The organism is Undibacterium sp. Xuan67W (assembly GCF_049340165.1).
Lineage (GTDB): Bacteria > Pseudomonadota > Gammaproteobacteria > Burkholderiales > Burkholderiaceae_D > Undibacterium.
On sequence record NZ_JBMPPN010000005.1, the window covers coordinates 87,017 to 108,260 of the forward strand.

Sequence of the window (21,244 nt, forward strand, 5' to 3'; positions counted from 1 at the left end):
TGGTTCTCCCTTGCAATCTGAAATTGCTTCTGTCATAATCTTGGCTTGCGTTGCCGAGATGGCGGAATAGGTAGACGCACGGGACTCAAAATCCCGCGCTTGAAAGAGCGTGCCGGTTCGATTCCGGCTCTCGGCACCAAAAGACACTAAGCTCTTGATTTTTCAAGGGCTTTTTTGTTTTTATGCTCTGTTTTTGTCTAGTGTCACATATGAGTGTCACATATCGCACAAAATGGGCATCAGATTACCTTCCAATTTACACCGCACCAGACATGGTGTTTTGTACTTTCGTCTCAATATCCCCGAAGACCTACATGACTTCTTTGAGACCAAAGTAATCTACCGCAGCTTACTGACCTCCAGCATCCGGCTCGCTTCTTGCGCTGCACAAACGATGGCTCTCAAATTTAAGCATTTGTTTAGAGAATTACGGAGCCAATCTATGAGTGAACCAATAAAAACAACCACAGATGCACTGAACGATTTCATTCAATTTCTAATCTATTGCTAATGTAAAAATCGGAATTTTTTGCTTCGGGAGGCTTGTACCCTTCAGCATAGCGATTTCATCGATTGACTGGCAGGGCGAAAAGTCCTCCAGCAGTCTGCACCAACAGACTGCTGTTGAAACCAGCTTTTAATACCAGTTTACAGGAGATAACTGACCGGAGGTGACGTCCAGATATTTATATACTGGGACGCCACTCCAATCGGTAAGATTGAAAACAGTATTGGAGTCACTCAGTTTTCTGACCTCGACTGCGAAGATGCTCAGTGGTGTTTTTGGCGCGCATACGCTTGGCGCTACCGATGGGCGAACAAAATAGACTGCGCTTTCCGTCGTCGTCGACACATTGCTCACGCGTGTCGCGGTGACTGGATGTCCGTTGCCATTTCCCTGAACCAGCAAGGCCGTTTCGACACTGATACCAATACCGCGCGCGGTTATGTTGCCGCTGGAGGCCGCAGGGAGCACCCCACCATTACAGCCTAGCGTGCCGCTTGGTTTTGTCGTCGGTGCAACGATCCTGGAAATGAAAGTAATAAAGCGGCCCATGCGATCTCGACTGTCGAAGTGAGAATCAAAAATCAGATTTGCCAGTGTTGGTGGTGCCAAAAAGCCGCCCTGCAAACTCAAAGGATTTGGGTCGAATGTAATGTCCTTGTAGTAAGGGTCAAGCATCGATTGTTCCGACGTGGCAGAGTTATACAGCGCCGAATAATCGAATTGTCCGAGCACAGCAAGACCGGCGCTTGTACCACCTAACGGAACATTTTTATTCATCAGCGTTTTTAAGGTTTGTTCGAGTGCTGTACCTTTCCAGAAGCGGATGTAATGACTCTGGTCGCCGCCCGCAATAAAGACAACATTAGCCCTGGAAAGGATGGCATTGACGGCGGGACTGTTGGCCGCTTTTACACTGGGAACAACCAGCGTCTCAACCGATGTCACACCAAGAGACGCGCCACCAACCCACAAGTCGGAGACCGTAGTCGACGTCGTCAAGGCGTCATCGCTATAGTAGATATAGGGGTTATAGGCATCTGTGCCAGTTGCCCGTATCACGACAACTCGTCCGCCGGTGCCCGGCGCAATGCCGGCACGCTTGATCAACCAGCGAAAAGCCGGGTCAACGTCAGGACCGCCGCCCATCAGCACAAATGACGGCGTAGGGAGGGACGATGGCGCAGTGACCACAGCATTGATGTCGCCTGTTGCGAAATAGGAGTACAGCGGGATCGGTTTTGCGGTCTCAAATGTTGCGTCTGCAAATGCTGAAGTAGAGGACACAAACGGCGCTAGGATAAGTACGAACATGCCTTGCTGAAAACAACGTGAGAATGAGTGGAAGAAAGTGCGTGTTGACATTGTGCAACTCCGGTAATGATCCATGGGTAGATAATCAATTTTGGACGAACAATCAATTGGTAAAATAATTTTGTTGAAATATTTTCTATCAACATTGTTAACTATATAATAAACTGGTTTCACTGAAATTGTTTTACTTTGCTGATCTACCCTAATCTCTGCAGAAGTGCTGCGCAGCCCAGTTTTGCGGCAGAGTTCGCCCGCATGCCGGGTTTTTTACTGACGGATGAAGGATGAAGAATGAAAACGATGATGAATGTAATGGATATACGGCGCTTATTAATGATCGTTGTCGCCGCTATGGCAATGGAGTTTGGTGTGGCGCAGGCAAACATTATAAGCACGGGTAGTCCGATTGGGATGATCACCCGTCAGGCTTCTGCTCAGAGTGAGTTACAAGTAGATGTGACGGGTATTCTTGACAACGACGAAAGAGGCGCGGCTAGCAACATCCTTCTGGATTTTTACGTCGGCGCCAGCGCATTCATTACCAGCCTCAAGTGGGACGTTAATGTGACAAGCTACGATGGAAGCTATGTGTCCGAGATGAAAGTTACGTTTGGCGATACGCTAGGGAACGGCGTAACTTTTACACCTGGCAATGGCGATGATTTTGCGGGCACGGCAGACTACGCTCGATTTCAGGATTTAAGCGATCTGGGACAACAGTTCCAGTTGGGTATAGATGGCATTTTGCGCCTTGAATTTCATGATGGTTATAAGGACCTTGCCTTTGATGAGCCCGAAGGAATTTGGAATTTCGGTAAGCTGACCTTTGGTATCGCTGAAGTGCCTGAGCCGCCGACCTATGCCATGATAGCGGTCGGTTTGCTATTGCTGGCCGGTGTTGTCCGGCGGCGTCACGGCCACCATGCTCGCCTCGCTGGCCTTGGTTGAAGCGGCCGGCGCAATTTTGTTGGGTCAGACAAAATTGGCAGATGGGCCAAGTTAGCGTCCGCCCCCCCCAGCTGGTCAATATTGAGTGCGCGCCAACACTCTCAGTTGAACTGGCGACAGATAAATGGCCAGTTTTGACCAAGATTTTGCATCCTTCCAGACTGCAAGGACGGTGCATACTCAAATGCGGACTACGTATCCATGTACCGACCGGATATCTCCCAAACTCGTCCTCAAAGGTACCTGCCAACACATAGATTTCCTCACCGCCATAATGTCGATGCGGATTGAAACGCGTCCCAGGTGCCCAGCGTACTAGGGCTGTATGTTGAGTGCTGAACTCGGAAAGTGGCATCACCGACAAACCCGGTACAAGTCCTGGAAACCATGCTTCACTCGCCGTGTCGACTATCGTACGATGGCTATCATGTGGATCAAGATGGCGCAGTTTAACGAACAATGTACATCCAGTCGCAGAGCTTGGCGCATGCGATGATCCTGGGGGATTTTTAATGTAAGTCCCTGGGCCGTAGCTTCCTGACTCATCACAAAATATGCCATCCAGAACCATGATTTCTTCGCCCAAATCATGTCTATGCGTTTTAAAAACAGAACCTGGTTGATAGCGTACGATCGATGTCGCTCTTGCGACTTCTTCTCCATCACGTTCTAGTAATTTGCGTTGAATACCAATAATTGGCGAATCGACCCAATCTAACGTTGAAGGGTCGACCACAATACGTTTAGATAAATCTGAATTAAGTCTCATAGCTTTTGAATACCTATTAGGTGCCTGGTCAACTGAAGAACCGTAAATGAACTCTAAAAAAATACAACCAATTGATAAGTTCACTACTTCACCAGAGTGGAGTCAATTCCCGAGATTGTAGTCTTATTAGGCTTAAACAATAGATCATGTGCCACCGCAAATACAATTGACCCAGTAGTCAGCCATGTCGACGAAATCAAAGTATTGCATCAATCGTTCAGGTGGAGCCAAGTACCTGCTAGGCTATAACGCCGAGCACATAGACATCGTCAGATAATTAACCTAGATAGCGCGGATCAATTGAAGCGAGAAGCTCATCACCCAAGCGCGATTGATATCGCTCGTTTATGCAGAGTGACTGCTATTCTATGCCGCATTTTTTAGGGTCACTCTCGTTTTGTCAGGTTATTTGTATGCCTAGATTATTATTAGAAATCCGGAAATTTAGAAATCTCCTGCAAAGGTATTAATATCTTTGGATCGTAGTGATAGGCAAAAACCTATACATTATTGAAATATAAAATTGATTTGATATAATATTTATCAACAGAAAACTCCAATATAAATTATTATTTAAGCAACAATTTAGACGTTTTTTTTATTATCCATGCGTTTATCCATAGGCGCTAAACCGGAAAATTTAATTCTTTAAATTCAAATACTTAATGCAATTGTTCGATTCCGGCTCTCGCACCAAAAGACACTAAGCTCTTGATTTTTCAAGGGCTTTTTTGTTTTTATGCTCTGTTTTTGTCTAGTGTCACATATGAGTGTCACATATCGCACAAAATGGGCATCAGATTACCTTCCAATTTACACCGCACCAGACATGGTGTTTTGTACTTTCGTCTCAATATCCCCGAAGACCTACATGACTTCTTTGAGACCAAAGTAATCTACCGCAGCTTACTGACCTCCAGCATCCGGCTCGCTTCTTCAACAGACATTGCTTGTCGGAGAGATACCATCATTTACGGGATTGGTGATGTAATTGTGCGAGTAGTGCGGCCCAGAGGAGGGTTTCTGATAAATAATTTAATTTATATTTTGATTTTAAATTAACTAAGCTAGTGAAGCAGTTATAGCCAGCTAATTTGGTGCGAAAATTCTTGTAAAACACAACAATCGCTGTTAGCCTTCGCCTGCTTGATTTGAATGCTATCCTGCAACTACTTGGTTAATATCAGGTAAGAATAGACATAAGATACAAGGGGTTGCAGTTATTTGCAGCCCCTTTCCTTTTGGACTTTATCAGTCGCACTTCATTTGTCAGTGTCTCCAGTACTAACAAATCATTACATCGCAATGAATCACGTTCATAACGCGTCTTCCGAATCTGGAAAAGCGATGCACATGTCAACTTCATTCGAATTTTATACTGAACTATGCGTTTTTTGACTTAGGAGAAATCCGAGACTAAGTCATTCAGGTGTGGACGAATGATCGTTTCGACGCAGCTAGTCTGACAAGCTCTGCAAAAACTCGCGTAACACGTGCACCGCTCAAAACAATTCTGATAGAAAGATGGCTGGCCCAATGAACAACGCACGTAAGGTTTCGGAAAAAATTGATATTGTCTATCTATGGGTAGATGGTACCGATCCGATGTGGCAAATAAAACGTGAGAAAGAATATGCTCAATGGATAATCGAAAATCCGGATGAGTTGGCCGCGCACGGAAACACGGCCGGCAGATATCGCGACAATGGAGAACTGCTCTTTAACCTAAGAGCATTGGAAAAGTTTTTTCCTGACCATGGACACGTCTATATCGTTAGCGACAATCAGACTCCATCTTGGCTACGCGCGTCGGACGACATTACTATCATTGACCATAGAGATTTGATTCGGAATACGCGAGGATCGGTGTTTGACTCAGGTCATATCGAGTCTTACCTACACCATATCCCCGGCCTGTCGGAAAAATTCATTTACCTCAACGACGATGTTTTTTTCGGTGCAAACGTTGATCCCGATTGGTGGTTTGGTGACTGTCTCAGAATCTTTTCTGAGATAAATTCAATACCAGACTTTGAAGTGTTGCAACCGAAGGAGTCTGCTTTGGTTAATGCGTCGATACTATCGAAGACTTGGCTATCGCAGCGCTATCCGAGCTATCGTCATGATCCCCGCGTGTATTCGCATTCCCCCCGTCCTATGCTCAGGAGCGCGATGTTTGAGCTTGAACAAATTGCACCAAAATTGTTCGAGCAGGTGCGTTCTACGACATTCCGTACATGGCGTTCGCCAGCGATCGTCCCCGATCTGGTTCCACGCTGGATGGCACACATCGGGGTCGCCCAACAAATCGCATTAGATCCTTTACATATAAATACGGGCGCTAGTGATGCCAAACTACAGTTCGACTCTCTGCTTGCTCAATTTGGCGAGCTACCTTTTTTTTGTATCAACGATACCTGTGATGATGCGTCAGAAAACGACTTCCGGTTGCTCAGAGTCGCCCTGACTCTAAAAAAATTATTGCCCAAACCGTCGAAGTTTGAATTGTTGTTCCGTGATTCGATGACTTCACCATCAGGAGCACGTCATGCTGCCAGGTTTTCTTGATTTTGTTTCTTCATAATGACGAATTTGAGCTATCTTCAATACCTTATTTTTCTATGGTTCACTTTGATAAACTGGACTAATTGGTAAGGCTTTGTCTTTTTGCCGTCATTGCTTACCGGCTATGTCCCACCACCCCGGCATTAACGACCGAACCTCAGGCTGTGCAAACCGGTCATCCATCAAGTAAATCACGCCTTGATCTGTCGTAGTGCGGATAACACGTCCCGCTGCCTGCACAACCTTCTGCAGGCCTGGATAAAGATAGGTGTAGTCATATCCTGCGCCGAATAACTGTTGCATACGTTGTTTGATCTGTTCATTGACCGGATTCAGTTGAGGTAAGCCCAAGGTTGCGATGAAAGCACCAATCAGGCGCGCTCCAGGTAAATCAATTCCCTCGCCAAAAACGCCACCTAATACGGCAAATCCTATTCCTTGACTGGACTCGGTGAAGTTCTCTAAAAATTGTTTCCGCGCCCCCTCGTCCATACGTCTTGTTTGAGTCCATATTGTGATCGATGGAAAACGCTCTTGAAACAGACGTGCAACCTGATCCATATAGTCAAAGCTGCTGAAGAAGGCAAGATAATTTCCGGGCGTTTCCTTGAATTGCGTTGCGATCAGTTCCGTAATAGGTATCAATGATTGCGCTCGATCTGAATAGCGAGTGGAAATAGAATCAACGACCTTTACCACCACTTGGTCTGCACTGAAGGGAGATTCCACATCGACCCATGCGGTATTGTCCGGCATACCAAGTAAGTCGCCATAGTAATTCCATGGGCTTAAGGTGGCAGAGAATAAGGTGCTGGTGTGGGTTGCTGTAAAACGAGGTTTGAGAAACGAGGCCGGAACGATGTTTCTGATGCAAAGTAACGTATCGCTATTCTGCTCTGTCACGTCAAAAATGGAGTGATCACCAAAGCTCTCACCTAGCCGATTAAAGAGTAACGCATCGAAGTACAACTGCTGTAGTTCTGGACTGATGGTAGTCGGATTGTCGGCAAAGTATTCACCTATCTCAGAACAAAGGGTGGCCAGGACTTTACCGAATTTCTCTGGAAGTTCGGTATGAGCGGCATAGCCACTTCCTTGACTTCCAAGAGAGTTTTCCAATTGAAGCCATTGACGATGCACCCGATCTAGCGACTTTTTCAGATTAACAGGTGCAGTCTTACGCACCATCTTCAAGTAGCTATGACTCAGTGTTGCGGTGTACATGGAACGCACTCTGGCAACCATGTTGTGTGCCTCATCAACGAGTACACCAACCTTCCAAGCATGACTTATCGTCAGTCCATATAACATTCTATTCAAATCAAAGTAATAGTTATAGTCACCGACAATCACATCGCACCACTTCGCCATTTCTGTGCTGAGGTAATAGGGACAGACCTGATGTGCTAACGCTATCGTACGTAAGTTGTGTTGATCCAGTATCGACACTTGTAAAGCTGCCGTGCGTGCTGAAGGCAGACGGTCATAAAATCCTTTTGCCAAAGGACAGGAGTCTCCATGACAGGCATTTTCAGGGAACTCACAGGCATTGCTTTTAGCCACGAGTTCCAGGGTTCGTAAGGACGTATGTGGCAGATGTTCTTGCAGTGTCTGAATTGCATGCAAAGCTAATTGGCGGCCTGACGTTTTTGCAGCAAGGAAGAAGATTTTATCGAGCTGGTGTTCAGCGCTAGCTTTGAGCATGGGAAACAAGCTGCCTATCGTTTTGCCAATACCGGTCGGCGCTTGTGCCAGTAAGCAGCAGGCGCGGTTGCTGGCTTTATAAATTGCCTCTGCCAGCTCACGTTGCCCAACTCTGAAATGTGGGTGGGGGAAACGCATCTCTTTTATGGCCCCATCACGTTGATCCCGATGTGCCAGCTCCTGCTTAGCCCAGATAAGAAATTGCTCACAAAGATCATCAAAGTAGAACGATAGCGTCTGTGCAGTATAGGTTTCGACCAACATTGTTTCTTGTTGCGAATCGACATTGAAGTAGACCAGTGCGACATCAAGCTTTGACAGAGCCAACTTTTGGCAAAGTAAATGACCATAAACTTTGGCTTGCGCCCAATGCAGTTGCCTGTGATTTTCAGGCATCGCACTCAAGTCACCCCGATAGGTCTTAATTTCTTCTAACTGTTGCTGGTCCGGGTCATAACCGTCGGCTCGTCCTTTAACATGCAACTCTGCATACCACCCTTCGATCCGGACTTCACGTTGATAGCTAGCAGATCTGCGAGACGTGACTTGCGTATGTCCTTCAATCCCCTCTTGTGACGAGGGGGATGGTGTGAATCTGAGATCAAGATCACCTTGTTTTGCAGTAAATTTACATAAGGCACGGACAGCAATAGTATAGCGGTCTAACTTCACGGACTATCCTCAAGCCAGTCGAGATAGCAGACCGAAATTGGCATCTGATGTAGTGCACAATAATCGATGAGGCGTTGTTGATTATCTTGTAGCCGATCACCAGGGCCTTTGACTTCAATCATGTTGTAGCGGCGGTCGTTTGGCCAAAACTGGATCAAATCAGGAAAGCCATTTCTATTTGCCTTAATGTCAGACAGGATGCGTTGAAACCAATGACGTAGATGCTGCGCAGGAATGCAGGTCAAGGCAAGATTGAGCAAGTCCTCGTCTAAGGCTCCCCAAAAGACAAATGGAGACTGGATACCTAGTTTGGCTTGATAGGTGTGACGTATGGTGATGAGGTAGTCGTCTGAATCCAGCTGTGCGAGACATGCCGCAAAGTCGTTCAGTCGTCGCGAATGGAAATCGGCACTGGTTAAATCAACCGGTCCACGGTGGAAAGGATGAAAGAATGCACCAGGGATAGGCTTAAAAATAGCTGACCAGCACAGCAAGCCAAATAGCGAATTGATCAGCGTGTTTTCGACATAGTAAACGGGCGCATTTTCTTGCGTCAGCTGGTTTTTGACGACACCTTCTACATAAAATGGGACTTCTGGATAGGGCAATCTAAGCTCAATGATGTCGAGCTTGGCAATAGGTGGCGTGACTGGTTTCTGATGCCCTAGCTTACGGTTAAGGCGTGGCGCACTAAGCTGTAGCTGCTGAAGTTCGGCATCGCTCTCTGGGGCGTTCAAGGCCTCGTTGAGACGCTGTAATGCAGCGGCGCTCTGTCCGGCCTTTTCTAATACGCGGATGATACGTAGCCTGGCTCCTGGATAACGACTCATCACATAAACCGCCAGTGCCTGGTCCCAGTCTTTTTGTTTTTCTGCTTGTTGTCCTAGCTGGAACAGGAGCTTATCGCGTCGTCGGTTAATCCAGTCGTTTTCAATATGAACCTTGGCGAGTCTTTCTAACACTAACGCAATGGGTTCCTCAGCATGAAACAGCTCACGGCAAACCTGTAAGTCAATGTAATCCTCAACATCGCGGCGCGTCTGAAAGCCTCGCGACTCCATCGAGAATGAGATCGCCTCATAGCGATAAATACCGAGATCAGATAAGACGAATTCTGACCAATCCTGATGCCAGTTACCAAAGAAGATGAGCCGCAAGCGATCACAGAGGGCTTTATTCTTGATATGTACGACTGACTCGGTTGAGAGTGGATACCAAGCGGAGAATAACTTTGGTTCGTTGCTGATGCTACGCAGGTAGTCTAACTGTTCGGCCTTGCGGAGTTGTTTATGTGGCCCGGTGAGCGAGAATGCAGCGACGATTTCTGGCTTTTGCAGAAGCTCAAAAAGCTGGTCTAACGTCAATATCGGATCTGGGTTAATCCATCCTGTTTTTAGTAAGGGCAACATGGCTTGATGTATGTCACCTATCTCAGGATAGCTGAGTTTGCTTTGACGGAAATAGTCGCCTTTACGCATGACCATGCGGACGTACAAGGCTTGGGAGGCTTGCGGCAAGTTACCAAAGTCGGCAATGAAACAACGCTCTTCTGGAATCAGTATGTCATCGTATCGCTCGCTGACCCAATCTAGCACTGTTTGGAAGTTACTCAGGTAGTACAGTGGGTTCGGCAGCGTTTGCTTCATTGTGACGGGTTTTATGTTTAACAGTTCGCTTACTCCCCTAGCCACCAGTCAAGGCGACACAGATCAAGGCTCTAGTAACATCAGAAGCGTACTACCTATCTCCACTTCTTGTTGGCGTGTCCTAGATGTGCAGAATAACTTTATTTGGGGTCTACCGGAAAGCTACGCAAATAAGCCAGTAAATCGGCGACTTTCTTTTTATCGCTGAGACCCCAAAATCTCATTTTTGTACCGGGAACCAAATCGCTAGGTGAGTTAATGAATTTCGTTAAAGTCTGTTCGGACCAGACGATACCAGATTGTTTCATTGCAACCGAATATCGCTCTTTGTAATCAATCGTACTGCCTGCTACCCTTCCGAAAACGCCATTTAGCTGCGGTCCAAATCCAGCTCTCGCGCCTGGACCAACCGCGTGGCAAGATGCGCATGCCAAACTCACATAAAGCGCTTTTCCAGAAGAAACTGAGTCCGCCGCGTGGGACAATTGCATCTGACACGTAATAGACAATACCACCAAGAATCGACCAAATTTTCTTATGGCGACCGGTACGCGAAATGACTTTTTTTCACTTGTCTTCATACGTCACTTTCCTTGAACAGAAGACCCTTATGCTACCTAGATATCATCGACTGTGTACCAACAAATAAGAGAAAAGCCAACGGCGTCTCATTCTATTTCATCGCCTATTTCTCCGACTTATTCTGTAACGGCACGTTCCGGCGTTTTTGCATGTCACTGACCACAATGTTCACGGAGTTGGCTCTCAGTTCTTTATTTAGGACGTCCTCGGTCGCATACTCTATGCATACATTCAAGTCGGGAACGGCTCTCCTGACAACTCCCATTCGACTTAGCTAAACATCGGGACACGTATAACGGCTCGTTTTTCGTAACCACGATACCGACGCGATCAAGACGCAGAATAAGTTGACATTCATGGGCGGGCTCAGTCCGTACTGAAGTAATCAAGCCATCCACACCAAAACTAAAAATCAGCGAGATCGATCTTGTGCCGTCGCTGATGGTTACTCTTGCAGAATTATCGTTAATGCCATTCCACCTTATACCTTGAATTGGAAGTAACAAGGCTGAACACCATGCCGCCTGGGTAAGGTAACGTATTAGTTTGCATCGAGACGATGCCTCCTAATATCACTGCACGCAAGGAACCTCCACCAAAGACATGAGCACTCTGCACCCAAACTACATTACAGAGAGTCATCCTGATACGTTCATCCCAGCCGAATTCCGTGGATTCGTTGTCACACCCTGTGTCGCACGGAACAGCTGCTAAGAAGCGCACTTTTCATACTGTCGAGACTCCACAAGCTGTTTAAAGCGAACGTTGGAAATCATGGACTGTCCCTCTTGCAATGTATTTTAAAAATAGCGCCTAACGGGCAGAGATAGGTCTTTGATCTTGCGAGGATCCTAGAATTGCCTGGCGAAAGTCACTTAAACAGATTCCATCTTGTTACGTAGCATCAATATTTCATATCCGCTATTTCAATTGTGCAAGCGCTAATGCAATAGCCATCATTGGTTCGGCTGCAATGTCCAAAAAAATATTTATCTGTTTTGGCTGCCCCATATTTCACGTCATGAAAACCAATTCTCCAACAACCCACAACAATTCATTCTAAGTATCAATATGGTCAAGGTGGCTGATTAAATATGTTACACATCCGATTCATACAAAATAAACCTAATTTTTTCCCTATGATTGGTAACGCACAGACCGACCAACCTTTCTCGTTCACGCTTAATTTTCTAATTACCACTGACCTGCCAATTCATTCATATAGCGCAGTTGAACGCGACCAACCTGGGAAATCATCATGAGTAAAATTATCGGAATCGATCTTGGCACAACCAATTCATGTGTCGCCATTATTGAAAATGGGCAACCGAAAGTCATTGAAAATGCTGAGGGTGTCCGCACAACGCCATCGATCATTGCCTATCAAGAGGATGGTGAAATTTTGGTCGGTGCTCCTGCAAAAAGGCAGGCGGTGACGAATCCACAGAACACCTTATTTGCAGTGAAACGTCTTATTGGTCGAAAATTCGAGGAAAAAGAGGTTCAGAAAGACATAGCCCTAATGCCATTCAAAATTATGAAAGCAGAGAACGGCGATGCATGGATCTCGGTTCGAGATAAAAAGTTGGCTCCGCCTCAAATTTCTGCAGAAGTTCTCCGCAAAATGAAGAAGACTGCAGAAGACTATCTGGGAGAAGAAGTTACTGAAGCAGTCATCACCGTACCAGCTTATTTTAATGACGCCCAACGTCAGGCAACCAAAGATGCGGGTCGTATCGCTGGCCTAAACGTCAAGCGGATTATCAACGAACCCACGGCCGCAGCGCTTGCCTTTGGTATGGATAAAAAAGAAAGTGGTGATAGAAAAATAGCGGTGTATGACTTAGGTGGGGGCACATTTGACGTGTCAATTATTGAAATCGCCGAGGTCGAGGGTGAGCGTCAGTTTGAAGTGTTGTCGACAAACGGCGATACCTTTCTTGGTGGTGAGGATTTTGATCAAAGGATTATTGACTACATCATTGATGACTTCAAAAAACTCAGTGGCATTGATCTAAAAAAAGATCCAATCGCATTACAGCGAATTAAAGCATCCGCAGAACGCGCCAAAATTGAATTGTCATCTACCCAACAAACAGAAATTAACGAGCCCTATATCGCCATGGCGAATGGCGCCCCTATCCACTTAAACCAAAAAATAAGCAGGGCAAAGCTAGAGTCTTTGGTAGAAGAATTGATCAATGCAACGATTGAGCCCTGTCGTATCGCTGTAAAAGACGCGGGTATCAGCGTCGGCGATATAGACGATATCATTTTAGTTGGTGGCATGACCCGAATGCCAAAAGTTCAGGAAAAGGTAAAAGAATTTTTTGGCAAAGAGGCTCGTAAGGATGTCAATCCGGACGAGGCAGTAGCGGTGGGTGCGGCAATACAAGGAGCCGTATTATCTGGAGACCAAAAAGATTTGCTACTGCTCGACGTCACGCCGCTTTCACTGGGCATAGAAACGATGGGTGGAGTAATGTCCAAGATGATCCCTAAAAATACAACAATTCCGACAAAATTCAGTCAGATATTTTCTACTGCCGATGACAACCAGGCAGCTGTTACCGTAAAGGTATTTCAAGGCGAGCGTGAAATTGCCGCTGGCAATAAAGCACTGGGCGAATTCAATCTTGAAGGAATTCCGCCATCCAATCGGGGGATACCACAGATTGAGGTCACATTTGATATCGACGCAAATGGCATTCTGCATGTGGGCGCGAAGGACAAGGCAACCGGAAAAGAAAACAAAATCACCATCAAAGCCAACTCTGGATTAACGGAGGCGGAAATTCAAAAAATGGTCAAAGATGCGGAATTGAATGCTGTGGAAGATATGAAACTAAAAGACCTGGCAGAGTCTCGCAACCATGCTGATGGTCTCATCCACACCACCAACAGAACGATGATGGAATACGGAAGTAAAGTGGACTCCAAAGAAAAAGAAAAAATTGATTCTTTAATTAAAGAACTAGAGACATCAATTAGTAATAACGACAAGCTTGATATTGACAGCAGACGCGATGTTTTATCTGATGCAATTCAAAAAATCAGCGCTAAGGTAAATGCCGAAACCAATCAACAGCAGCCATCCTCTGCCAATGACAGCAAAGAAGCGAAGGATAAACAGAACACAGAGCAATTCGTCGATGCTGAGTTTGAGGAAGTCAAAGAAGCAAAGTAAAAATACCTATTCACAAGAAAACCTACTTTGCACCGGTCCGCCCCCTACTCTTCTAAAGCGATAATCTATATTGCACTTGGTGCTAATTTATTAGTTGCAGCGACAAAGTTTGGCGCTGCGGCCTGGACCGGTAGCTCTGCCATGTTTAGCGAGGGGATTCACTCCCTCGCTGATATGGGAAACGAGTTTCTATTGCTATATGGGATGCATCAGTCAGCAGCTCGCCCAGATCAAGACCATCCGTTGGGTTACGGTAGAGAAGTCTACTTCTGGAGCTTTGCTGTCGCACTACTAGTTTTTGCTCTCGGCGCAGGCATAGCTTTATACGAGGGTATCAGTCACGTGAGCAATCCAACACCGATTGAAAATGCGTCGGCCAACTATATTGTGTTGGGAATATCTGCGGTGATCGACGGTAGTTCCTGGTGGATTACCTTAAAGACCTTCAAAGGTACGACGCCGTACCAAAATATCTTTAGCGAAATTCACCGCAGCAAGGACCCTCCATCTTTCATTGTCTTGTTTGAAGACAGCGCCGCCTTGATTGGGCTTCTCATCGCGTTTATCGCCATTTATCTCTCAGTTGAATTAGACCTTCCGGTGCTTGATGGGGTCGCCTCCATAATGCTAGGTCTGGTGTTGGCGGCAACGGCCCTATTACTCGCACGTGAGACAAAAAGTCTCCTAATAGGAGAAAGAGCGGATCAAGAAATCATCGACGCGATCCTCCACGCGGCTGGGACAATCGATGGCATATCCCATGCAAACGGTGCGCTTGCCATTCATCTGGCACCTAATCAAATTTTGGTCGCGCTTAGTATGGAATTTGCAGACCATTTACACACGCCTGAGATCGAGACGAAAGTTACGGAGTTAGAGCGACTAGTGAAATTAACTTTTCCATCAGTGGTTATTCTTTTTATCAAACCACAAAGCCAAGCCGCTTACAGGGAGACGATTGCACTGCGCTACGGCAAAGCGGACAAATAAAAACTGTCGTGAGTTTAGCTTTCTATAAAACTAATAAACTAAAGGAGTACCTCAGAAAGTCATCATTCTTTTTCATAATATTCGGCATCAATAGCGATGGGGTCACTGGCAGGAAAAGTCTCCGTTAATGATTCGTCCAATGCGAGATCAATTGGAGAGCGTGTCGTACTTTTTTTAATCACTACTTTTTTCTTGATGACCTTTTCTGTAGCGCCCTTATTTTTTCCGTCCGCATTTGCACTTGCACTTGTAATCGACCTGCCAGATTGGGAAACTTCATACCCATTCTTTAATTGAAGATTTTTTTCGTCAGCCTTTATATTCACAAAACACCTACTTTCTTGGTGGGACAACATGATTTTTTGAATCTCTTATTCATGACGTAGAGCCTCAATTGGATCCATTTGGGCTGCTCGTATCGCAGGAAAGTACCCGAAAACCATACCGATGGCAGCGGAAAAAACGAGCGAAAGAAGGTTGATGAATGGATCAAAACGATAGGGAACAGCCATTACACTGGAGAGCCCATACGATGCTGCAGTCGCAATCACAATACCAATCAGACCTCCGAGTGCGGATAGCACTACCGCCTCAATCAGGAATTGCAGCAATACTTCACTCTCAAGAGCTCCTACAGCTAGACGCAAACCAATTTCCCTCGTACGCTCTGTGACACTGACCAGCATGATATTCATGATCCCAATACCACCAACTAATAAACTCACAGCCGCTACCGCGCCTAATAGCGTTGTTAACACCTGTGTTGTGCTCGACAGTGTTTCAGCTAATTGTTGGGTATCAAAAATATTAAAATTATCATCGTCATTTTCAGCAAGTTTGCGACGCTCACGTAGTAACTGTCTCAGACTTGCCTTAAGTGGCACACTGTCTGCGCCATCCTCCATTGATACCAATAACGTGCTCACCTTACGACTCCCGGTAACGCGCCGTTGCAGGGTATGAAGGGGCACGACGACAACGTCATCCTGATCACCCATACCACCCTGCCCCTTCGCTATCAGAATACCGACTACGTCACAAGAAAACTGCTTTATCCGTAGTTGTTCTCCCAAGCCGCTTTGGCCGACCGTTCCACCATATAGCTCGCGCCTGACCGTCTCACCAATAATACAAACAGCTGCTCCAGCGGTCTGTTCATCTGTACCAAAAAGTCGGCCACTAGCTAACCGCCAATTGCCTGTGTTGAACCACTCATTCGTACTACCGGTCACTCCGCTTGCCCAGTTTCGGCCATTTGCGACAACGGTGACGTTCGCATTTCCCTGAGGAGCGACGGCAGCCACGCCACCTATTTGCGCAGCAATGGCAGCGGCATCTGCTTCAGTGAACTGAGGAACGCCACCACCGCCGCCGCCAAAGCCGCGCTGACCTGGACGGACCATCAGCAGGTTGGTTCCAAGACTAGAAATTTGTGTTTTTATTGCCTGGGTCGCACCGTTACCAAGAGTCACCATCGTGATCACTGCACTTACTCCAATCACGATACCCAATATGGTTAAGAATGATCGCAGCATATTGCGCTGAACAGAATGCAATGCAAGCATGAATACACTGAATAGCATCAGGTACTTTCTTCGATGCTGAGGTCAGACGGTGCCGCAGTAACCGGGTTTGGGTTGATGACATCTTTGGAGATACCACCATCAATGAAGTGAACCATGCGACGTGCATAAGCAGCCATATCCGGTTCATGGGTTACCATCAAAACCGTAATGCCATGATCACGGTTTAATGCAAGAAGCAGTCCCATAATCTCGTGGCTACGTTGAGTATCTAGATTGCCCGTTGGCTCATCGGCGAGCACTACCGCTGGCGCGGTGACAATAGCACGGGCGATCGCAACGCGCTGCTGTTGGCCGCCCGATAATTCTGAAGGTGTATGCTGCTCCCAGCCGCCTAAGCCAACTGATTGCAATGCCTTCGATGCGGCATCACGTCGCACACTAGGACTATCGCCACGATAGAGAAGAGGTAGCTCAACATTCTCCTGCGCGGAAGTACGAGCAAGCAAATTGAATCCCTGGAATACAAAGCCCAAATACTGACGACGTAAACGCGCCCTCTGATCACGTGACAGCGCCTCCACGTGCGCACCTTGAAACAAGTACTGGCCAGCGGTCGGCGTATCGAGACAACCAAGTATATTCATTGCAGTCGATTTACCAGAACCGCTTGGGCCCATGATCGCGACAAATTCTCCTTGTTTGATATCGAGGTCAATTCCCTTAAGAGCAATTAACCGCGACTGTCCGCTGCCATAGACTTTAGTCACACCTCGCAAGCGGATAATTGGATCCCCATGCTGCTCACTACCCGCATCGGTGTTTTGAAGATGTGTCGGGAGGGCGAGGACCGGATTCTGAGATTCTGTCATTTCGAGATCACCGACTTCTGGCCTGTCACTACCAGCATCCCCGCTTGCAGATCTCCACCAATAATCTCGGTCATATGACCATCACTAATACCAGGTATGACGGCCACTGCCGCTGCGGGGCCGGTAGCGACGCCTTTACTATCTTTCGATTGGACCCAGACTTGTTTTGCAGTTGCCGTGCTCGCGTTCTGTGCAGCAGACTTACGGGTATTAGTACTTGGCATACGAGGGATAAGACTAGTTGCCACTCCCTTACCTGATGGCGTGCCAGCTATTGCAACAATCGGCGCAAAACGCAGCGCCGTATTAGGTACTAGTAAGACATTGGTGCGCTGTGTTGCAGTAATCGTTGCCGTTGCCGTCATACCGGGACGTAAACTCAGGTCCTCATTTCCGACATCCAGATACGTCAGATAAGTGACCACGTTATCGGTAATCGTCGAGCCAAAACCTACACGAGTGATTCGAGCAGGGAATTTTCTGGCAGGATAAGCACTTACTGTGAATGTTGCATCCTGTCCCATCTTCACCGCCCCTACATCCGCTTCATCTACATAAACCCATAGTCTCAACTTTGCTAAATCCTCTGCCACGATGAACAAAGTCACTGCCTGCAAGGACGCTGCAACGGCATTCCCGGGGTCAACGTTGCGAGTCAATACAACGCCATCAGCGGGAGCCCGGATTGATAACTTTGACAAATTGATCTGATCAGTAGATAACGCAGCCTTTGCATCATCAACGCCCGCGCGGGCACTAATATCATCGGCCACGGCTCTGTCAACTGTCGCTTGCCCAGTATCCAGCTCAGTTTTAGCCGGAACTTTACCGCCAGACAATCGAGAAACCTCCAGAAGCCTGGCCATGGTTGTCTTCGCCTCTTTCACGGTCGCACCTGTTTGTGCGACCTTTGCGTTCGCCGACATGAGTGTGGCCTCTGATCGCAATATTTGATCGCGGAGTTTGGCCGGATCGAGTTCGACCAACACCTGTCCTTTTTTTATGCGGTCGTTGACATCGACATTCACTTTAAGTACTGAGCCGGACAGCTCACTGCCAATATTGATCGAGCGTGTCGGTTGTATTGTTCCGTTTGCGGTGACAGTAAGCGTCAAATTGCCACGGGCAACAGCCTGAGTTGTATAGGCTGGCAATGCATTCGCTGCTTTTTTTGCCTGCCAATACCAGATCCCTATAGCGACTAATACCACCGACACAAACAAAATCCAAACAACTGGTCGACGATACCAGGGGCGTACCAATGGCTCATTTAGAAGCAAACTGATATCTTTGCCCTTTGGAGTTCCTTGAGTACCTAGTGACCCTGCGGGCGCAATAACTGGTGGCTCTGGTGGCGTTGTGAGGCTCATAAGTGATGTAATGGTAGGTTAACGTCAATCGGCATTTGTTGATCATTTTCAGCGGCCTCTTTGGCACTGCTTAAACCCGGTAGCCCAGACAATGCGGAACTCCAACCTCCACCAAGTGCTTTATAGAGACGAACCTGATCCGTGCTGATATTGGCGTACGCAATGGCAACAGCATCCTGAGTAAGCAGTTGGGTTCGTTGAGTATCCATTACCACCTGGAAATCAATCAGGCCGCTACTAAAGCGCTGACGCGCCAGTCCAGCCGCGTTCGCTGCGGCGTCCGCCGCACGCCGTAGCGATATCAGCCGGTCACGGTCGTCACGCAAGGCAACCAAGACATCCTCAACTCCGGCGAGTGCTGCTAACACCGTCGCTCTGTAGGTCGCGGTGGATTGGTCAAACAAGGCTTGCTCAATCCGAACTTGCGCACGGAGTGCGCCACCGTTAAAGATTGGCAGGGTAACTCCAGCCAATAAAGAGGAGATTATGGAGCTGCTGTCACCCAGTGCACTTAACCTCGCTGCGTTCAAGCCAAGTGAACCACCGATCCTAAAATTCGGAAAACGGGCGGCATCGGCTTGCGCAACACGCGACATGGCAGCACTTATCTGGTATTCAGCAGCACGCACGTCAGGGCGCTGACGCAATGTTTCAGCCGGAACATCCAAGATAAGATCGTTCCCTGCTTGCGGCACAATTACCGTTGTATTCAACAATACCGATAACGCAGCAGGCGCCTGGCCGGACAAGACAGAAATCGCATGTCGCGTTTGATCCAAACTGGTTTGTAAAACAGGTAATTGCGCACGAGTCTGTTCCACTGCAGCGATCGCCTGATCCACTTCAAGCTCAGTGACCAAGCCAGCCTGCAAACGCCATTGTGTGAGCTGTTGCGTTGTCTCCTGACTCTTTAGATTTTCTCGGGCGATCAGTAGTCTGGCCTGCGTGCTTCGTAAAACAATGTAATCGATTGCCACTTCTGCTGTGATAGATATCTGTATATCGCCTAAGTTTGCAATGCTTGCAGCGACGACGGCCTCACTTGCGTTGAGTGCCTGCCGATTGCCGCCAAAGACATCAAGCTCCCAGCTGGCATCAAATCCAGCCGAATACGTATTTGTGCTCGTATGCCGGCCCAATGTATTGTGTTGCGCTGACGCGGAGCTTGATACCAATGGCAGCAGTCCGGCCTCCGCTTGATCTCTGAGTGCGCGTGCTTGTCTCAAACTTGCCTGTGCCCCGATGATGGTCAGGTTTGACTTCATTGATTGCTCTACTAGGCTGCTTAATATTGGATCGTTGAATCGCTGCCACCATTTCAATAAGCCACCGCCATATGGACTCATGTTTGTTGATACTGGGATCAATGCAGTATTTGCGCCGTTCGGTGCTTGTACAGACCACTGCGCAGGAATAAGCGACGCATCATTGCCAGTCCTGGTCACGACCATAGGTGCACACCCGCTGAGAAATACGATCATGCTGAAAATGGCATGAACACGTATATTTTCTAAAAATCTCAAGGACGATTGTATGGTGATAACGTTCATATAGCCCAAAAGAGAAAATCCTGAAAAATAAGTCAACCTGTCAAATCATCCAACGATGCACAACCGGATTAGCAGTGAAAAACAGATAATTTTCCAAGAAATGATTCCAACGAAAATCACTTTGCTGACGTGAACGATACGCGTCAACGCTATAAAAAGTCTGTTCGGTAGCAAACGTTATCGGTTTGAGATGAATACTGGAAAATTGAGAGAATCTGCTCTGTTCAGTGCGCTATCGCACAGTGAATTTTGAAGTAACAAATTATTCTTAGATAAAAAATAACTTGTTTTTTTTTTGAGGAATCGTTAATGCGTCGTCAACACTTAGAGCGGCACAAACTTGAGAACGTCAATTGGTTGAGAGCGGCAGTGCTTGGTGCCAATGACGGGATCGTATCGACATCCAGTTTATTACTGGGCGTTGCGGCAGCACATTCCACTCATCACACCATGTTAATTACAGGCATTGCCAGTCTGGTGGCTGGCGCTATGTCAATGGCAACAGGTGAGTATGTATCTGTGCAGTCTCAGGCAGATACTGAACAAGCGGCTTTAGAAAAAGAAAAAGTTGAACTACGTGACAATCCCAGCGACGAACAAAGTGAACTTGCCAATATTTATATGGCTAGGGGTCTCGATCCGTCATTAGCGGCTCAGGTTGCAGCTCAGCTGATGGCTCATGATGCGTTAGGGGCACATACGAGAGACGAATTGGGTATTACCGATACGCTGAGTGCAAAACCACTTTATGCAGCAATGGCATCGGCAGCAAGTTTTGCCTTAGGCGCGTTGCTTCCACTAATCGTTATTTTGCTGACCGCACCAGGCTACTTAATTATCGCGATTAGCTCAGCCTCATTATTATTTCTCGCAATTCTTGGCGGATTAGCCGCCTACGTCGGTGGTGCATCTATTTTCAACGGTGTGTTACGGGTCAGCTTTTGGAGTGCCCTTGCTATGGGCGTTACTGCGGGAATAGGCAGCTTCATTGGCACTACCGTCTGACCAGCGGCAAATTTCACGCTATGTGCACTTAGAAAGACAACG

17 protein-coding genes, 1 tRNA gene and 1 pseudogene are annotated in these 21,244 nt (G+C 47.1%); 8 read left to right on the forward strand and 11 right to left on the reverse strand.

Going from position 1 to position 21,244, the window contains the following annotated elements; translation table 11 throughout:
• Nucleotides 1-52 precede the first annotated feature (52 nt).
• Nucleotides 53-139, forward strand: a tRNA-Leu gene (locus tag ACO0LE_RS06285).
• A gap of 93 nt (nucleotides 140-232) precedes the next feature.
• On the forward strand, nucleotides 233-511 hold the full coding sequence (locus tag ACO0LE_RS06290) for a DUF6538 domain-containing protein (RefSeq protein ID WP_422959564.1): 279 nt from the start codon (nucleotides 233-235) through the stop codon (nucleotides 509-511).
• A 126-nt stretch (nucleotides 512-637) separates the two neighbouring features.
• Here the strand turns inward: ACO0LE_RS06290 and ACO0LE_RS06295 are convergent, their stop codons facing one another.
• On the reverse strand, nucleotides 638-1,870 hold the full coding sequence (locus tag ACO0LE_RS06295) for a cyanophycinase (RefSeq protein ID WP_422959565.1): 1,233 nt from the start codon (nucleotides 1,868-1,870) through the stop codon (nucleotides 638-640).
• Between the two features lie 240 nt (nucleotides 1,871-2,110).
• Between ACO0LE_RS06295 and ACO0LE_RS06300 the strand changes: the two genes are divergently transcribed.
• Complete coding sequence (locus tag ACO0LE_RS06300) at nucleotides 2,111-2,767, forward strand: PEP-CTERM sorting domain-containing protein (RefSeq protein ID WP_422959566.1); 657 nt, start codon at nucleotides 2,111-2,113, stop codon at nucleotides 2,765-2,767.
• A gap of 94 nt (nucleotides 2,768-2,861) precedes the next feature.
• Here the strand turns inward: ACO0LE_RS06300 and ACO0LE_RS06305 are convergent.
• Nucleotides 2,862-3,536: pseudogene (locus ACO0LE_RS06305) on the reverse strand (cupin domain-containing protein); the annotation flags it as partial.
• Between the two features lie 789 nt (nucleotides 3,537-4,325).
• Here ACO0LE_RS06305 and ACO0LE_RS06310 point away from each other — a divergent pair.
• Nucleotides 4,326-4,598 carry a DUF6538 domain-containing protein gene (locus tag ACO0LE_RS06310; RefSeq protein WP_422959567.1) on the forward strand — a complete coding sequence of 91 codons (273 nt, stop codon included), beginning with the start codon at nucleotides 4,326-4,328 and terminating at the stop codon, nucleotides 4,596-4,598.
• Nucleotides 4,599-5,072: 474 nt separating this feature from the next.
• On the forward strand, nucleotides 5,073-6,104 hold the full coding sequence (locus ACO0LE_RS06315; protein ID WP_422959568.1) for a Stealth CR1 domain-containing protein: 1,032 nt from the start codon (nucleotides 5,073-5,075) through the stop codon (nucleotides 6,102-6,104).
• A 105-nt stretch (nucleotides 6,105-6,209) separates the two neighbouring features.
• Here the strand turns inward: ACO0LE_RS06315 and ACO0LE_RS06320 are convergent, their stop codons facing one another.
• From ACO0LE_RS06320 to ACO0LE_RS06335, 4 genes are all read right to left on the reverse strand, one after another.
• Nucleotides 6,210-8,477 carry an ATP-dependent DNA helicase gene (locus ACO0LE_RS06320; RefSeq protein ID WP_422959569.1) on the reverse strand — a complete coding sequence of 756 codons (2,268 nt, stop codon included), beginning with the start codon at nucleotides 8,475-8,477 and terminating at the stop codon, nucleotides 6,210-6,212.
• Nucleotides 8,474-10,123, reverse strand: a complete 1,650-nt coding sequence (locus tag ACO0LE_RS06325; RefSeq protein ID WP_422959570.1) for a VRR-NUC domain-containing protein — start codon at nucleotides 10,121-10,123, stop codon at nucleotides 8,474-8,476. Before ACO0LE_RS06325 ends, ACO0LE_RS06320 begins: the two co-directional genes overlap by 4 nt.
• A gap of 140 nt (nucleotides 10,124-10,263) precedes the next feature.
• The gene (locus tag ACO0LE_RS06330; RefSeq protein WP_422959571.1) at nucleotides 10,264-10,704 is read right to left on the reverse strand and encodes a c-type cytochrome; all 441 of its coding nucleotides are present in this window, start codon (nucleotides 10,702-10,704) and stop codon (nucleotides 10,264-10,266) included.
• Between the two features lie 192 nt (nucleotides 10,705-10,896).
• Nucleotides 10,897-11,247 (reverse strand): DUF6544 family protein, encoded by a 351-nt coding sequence (locus tag ACO0LE_RS06335; RefSeq protein WP_422959752.1) that lies wholly within the window; start codon nucleotides 11,245-11,247, stop codon nucleotides 10,897-10,899.
• Between the two features lie 716 nt (nucleotides 11,248-11,963).
• Here ACO0LE_RS06335 and dnaK point away from each other — a divergent pair.
• Both dnaK and ACO0LE_RS06345 read left to right on the forward strand, forming a co-directional pair.
• Nucleotides 11,964-13,892: a molecular chaperone DnaK gene (dnaK, locus tag ACO0LE_RS06340; protein WP_422959572.1), complete on the forward strand. Its 1,929-nt coding sequence runs from the start codon at nucleotides 11,964-11,966 to the stop codon at nucleotides 13,890-13,892.
• 27 nt (nucleotides 13,893-13,919) lie between these two features.
• The gene (locus ACO0LE_RS06345) at nucleotides 13,920-14,882 is read left to right on the forward strand and encodes a cation diffusion facilitator family transporter (RefSeq protein WP_422959573.1); all 963 of its coding nucleotides are present in this window, start codon (nucleotides 13,920-13,922) and stop codon (nucleotides 14,880-14,882) included.
• A gap of 62 nt (nucleotides 14,883-14,944) precedes the next feature.
• Here ACO0LE_RS06345 and ACO0LE_RS06350 read toward each other — a convergent pair whose 3' ends face one another.
• Genes ACO0LE_RS06350 through ACO0LE_RS06370 form a run of 5 tightly spaced genes read right to left on the reverse strand, consistent with a single transcriptional unit; the run spans nucleotide 14,945 to nucleotide 20,128 of the window.
• Entirely contained in the window at nucleotides 14,945-15,238 is a 294-nt protein-coding gene (locus ACO0LE_RS06350) for a hypothetical protein (protein WP_422959574.1), read from the reverse strand.
• A gap of 15 nt (nucleotides 15,239-15,253) precedes the next feature.
• Nucleotides 15,254-16,465, reverse strand: a complete 1,212-nt coding sequence (locus ACO0LE_RS06355; protein WP_422959575.1) for an ABC transporter permease — start codon at nucleotides 16,463-16,465, stop codon at nucleotides 15,254-15,256.
• Entirely contained in the window at nucleotides 16,465-17,277 is an 813-nt protein-coding gene (locus ACO0LE_RS06360) for an ABC transporter ATP-binding protein (protein WP_422959576.1), read from the reverse strand. The genes ACO0LE_RS06355 and ACO0LE_RS06360 overlap by 1 nt, the downstream gene beginning before the upstream one ends.
• Nucleotides 17,274-18,647, reverse strand: coding sequence for an efflux RND transporter periplasmic adaptor subunit (locus ACO0LE_RS06365; protein WP_422959577.1), 1,374 nt, complete (start codon nucleotides 18,645-18,647; stop codon nucleotides 17,274-17,276). The genes ACO0LE_RS06360 and ACO0LE_RS06365 overlap by 4 nt, the downstream gene beginning before the upstream one ends.
• Nucleotides 18,644-20,128 carry an efflux transporter outer membrane subunit gene (locus ACO0LE_RS06370; RefSeq protein WP_422959578.1) on the reverse strand — a complete coding sequence of 495 codons (1,485 nt, stop codon included), beginning with the start codon at nucleotides 20,126-20,128 and terminating at the stop codon, nucleotides 18,644-18,646. Before ACO0LE_RS06370 ends, ACO0LE_RS06365 begins: the two co-directional genes overlap by 4 nt.
• A gap of 378 nt (nucleotides 20,129-20,506) precedes the next feature.
• Between ACO0LE_RS06370 and ACO0LE_RS06375 the strand changes: the two genes are divergently transcribed.
• Entirely contained in the window at nucleotides 20,507-21,202 is a 696-nt protein-coding gene (locus ACO0LE_RS06375) for a VIT1/CCC1 transporter family protein (protein ID WP_422959579.1), read from the forward strand.
• Nucleotides 21,203-21,244: the final 42 nt, after the last annotated feature.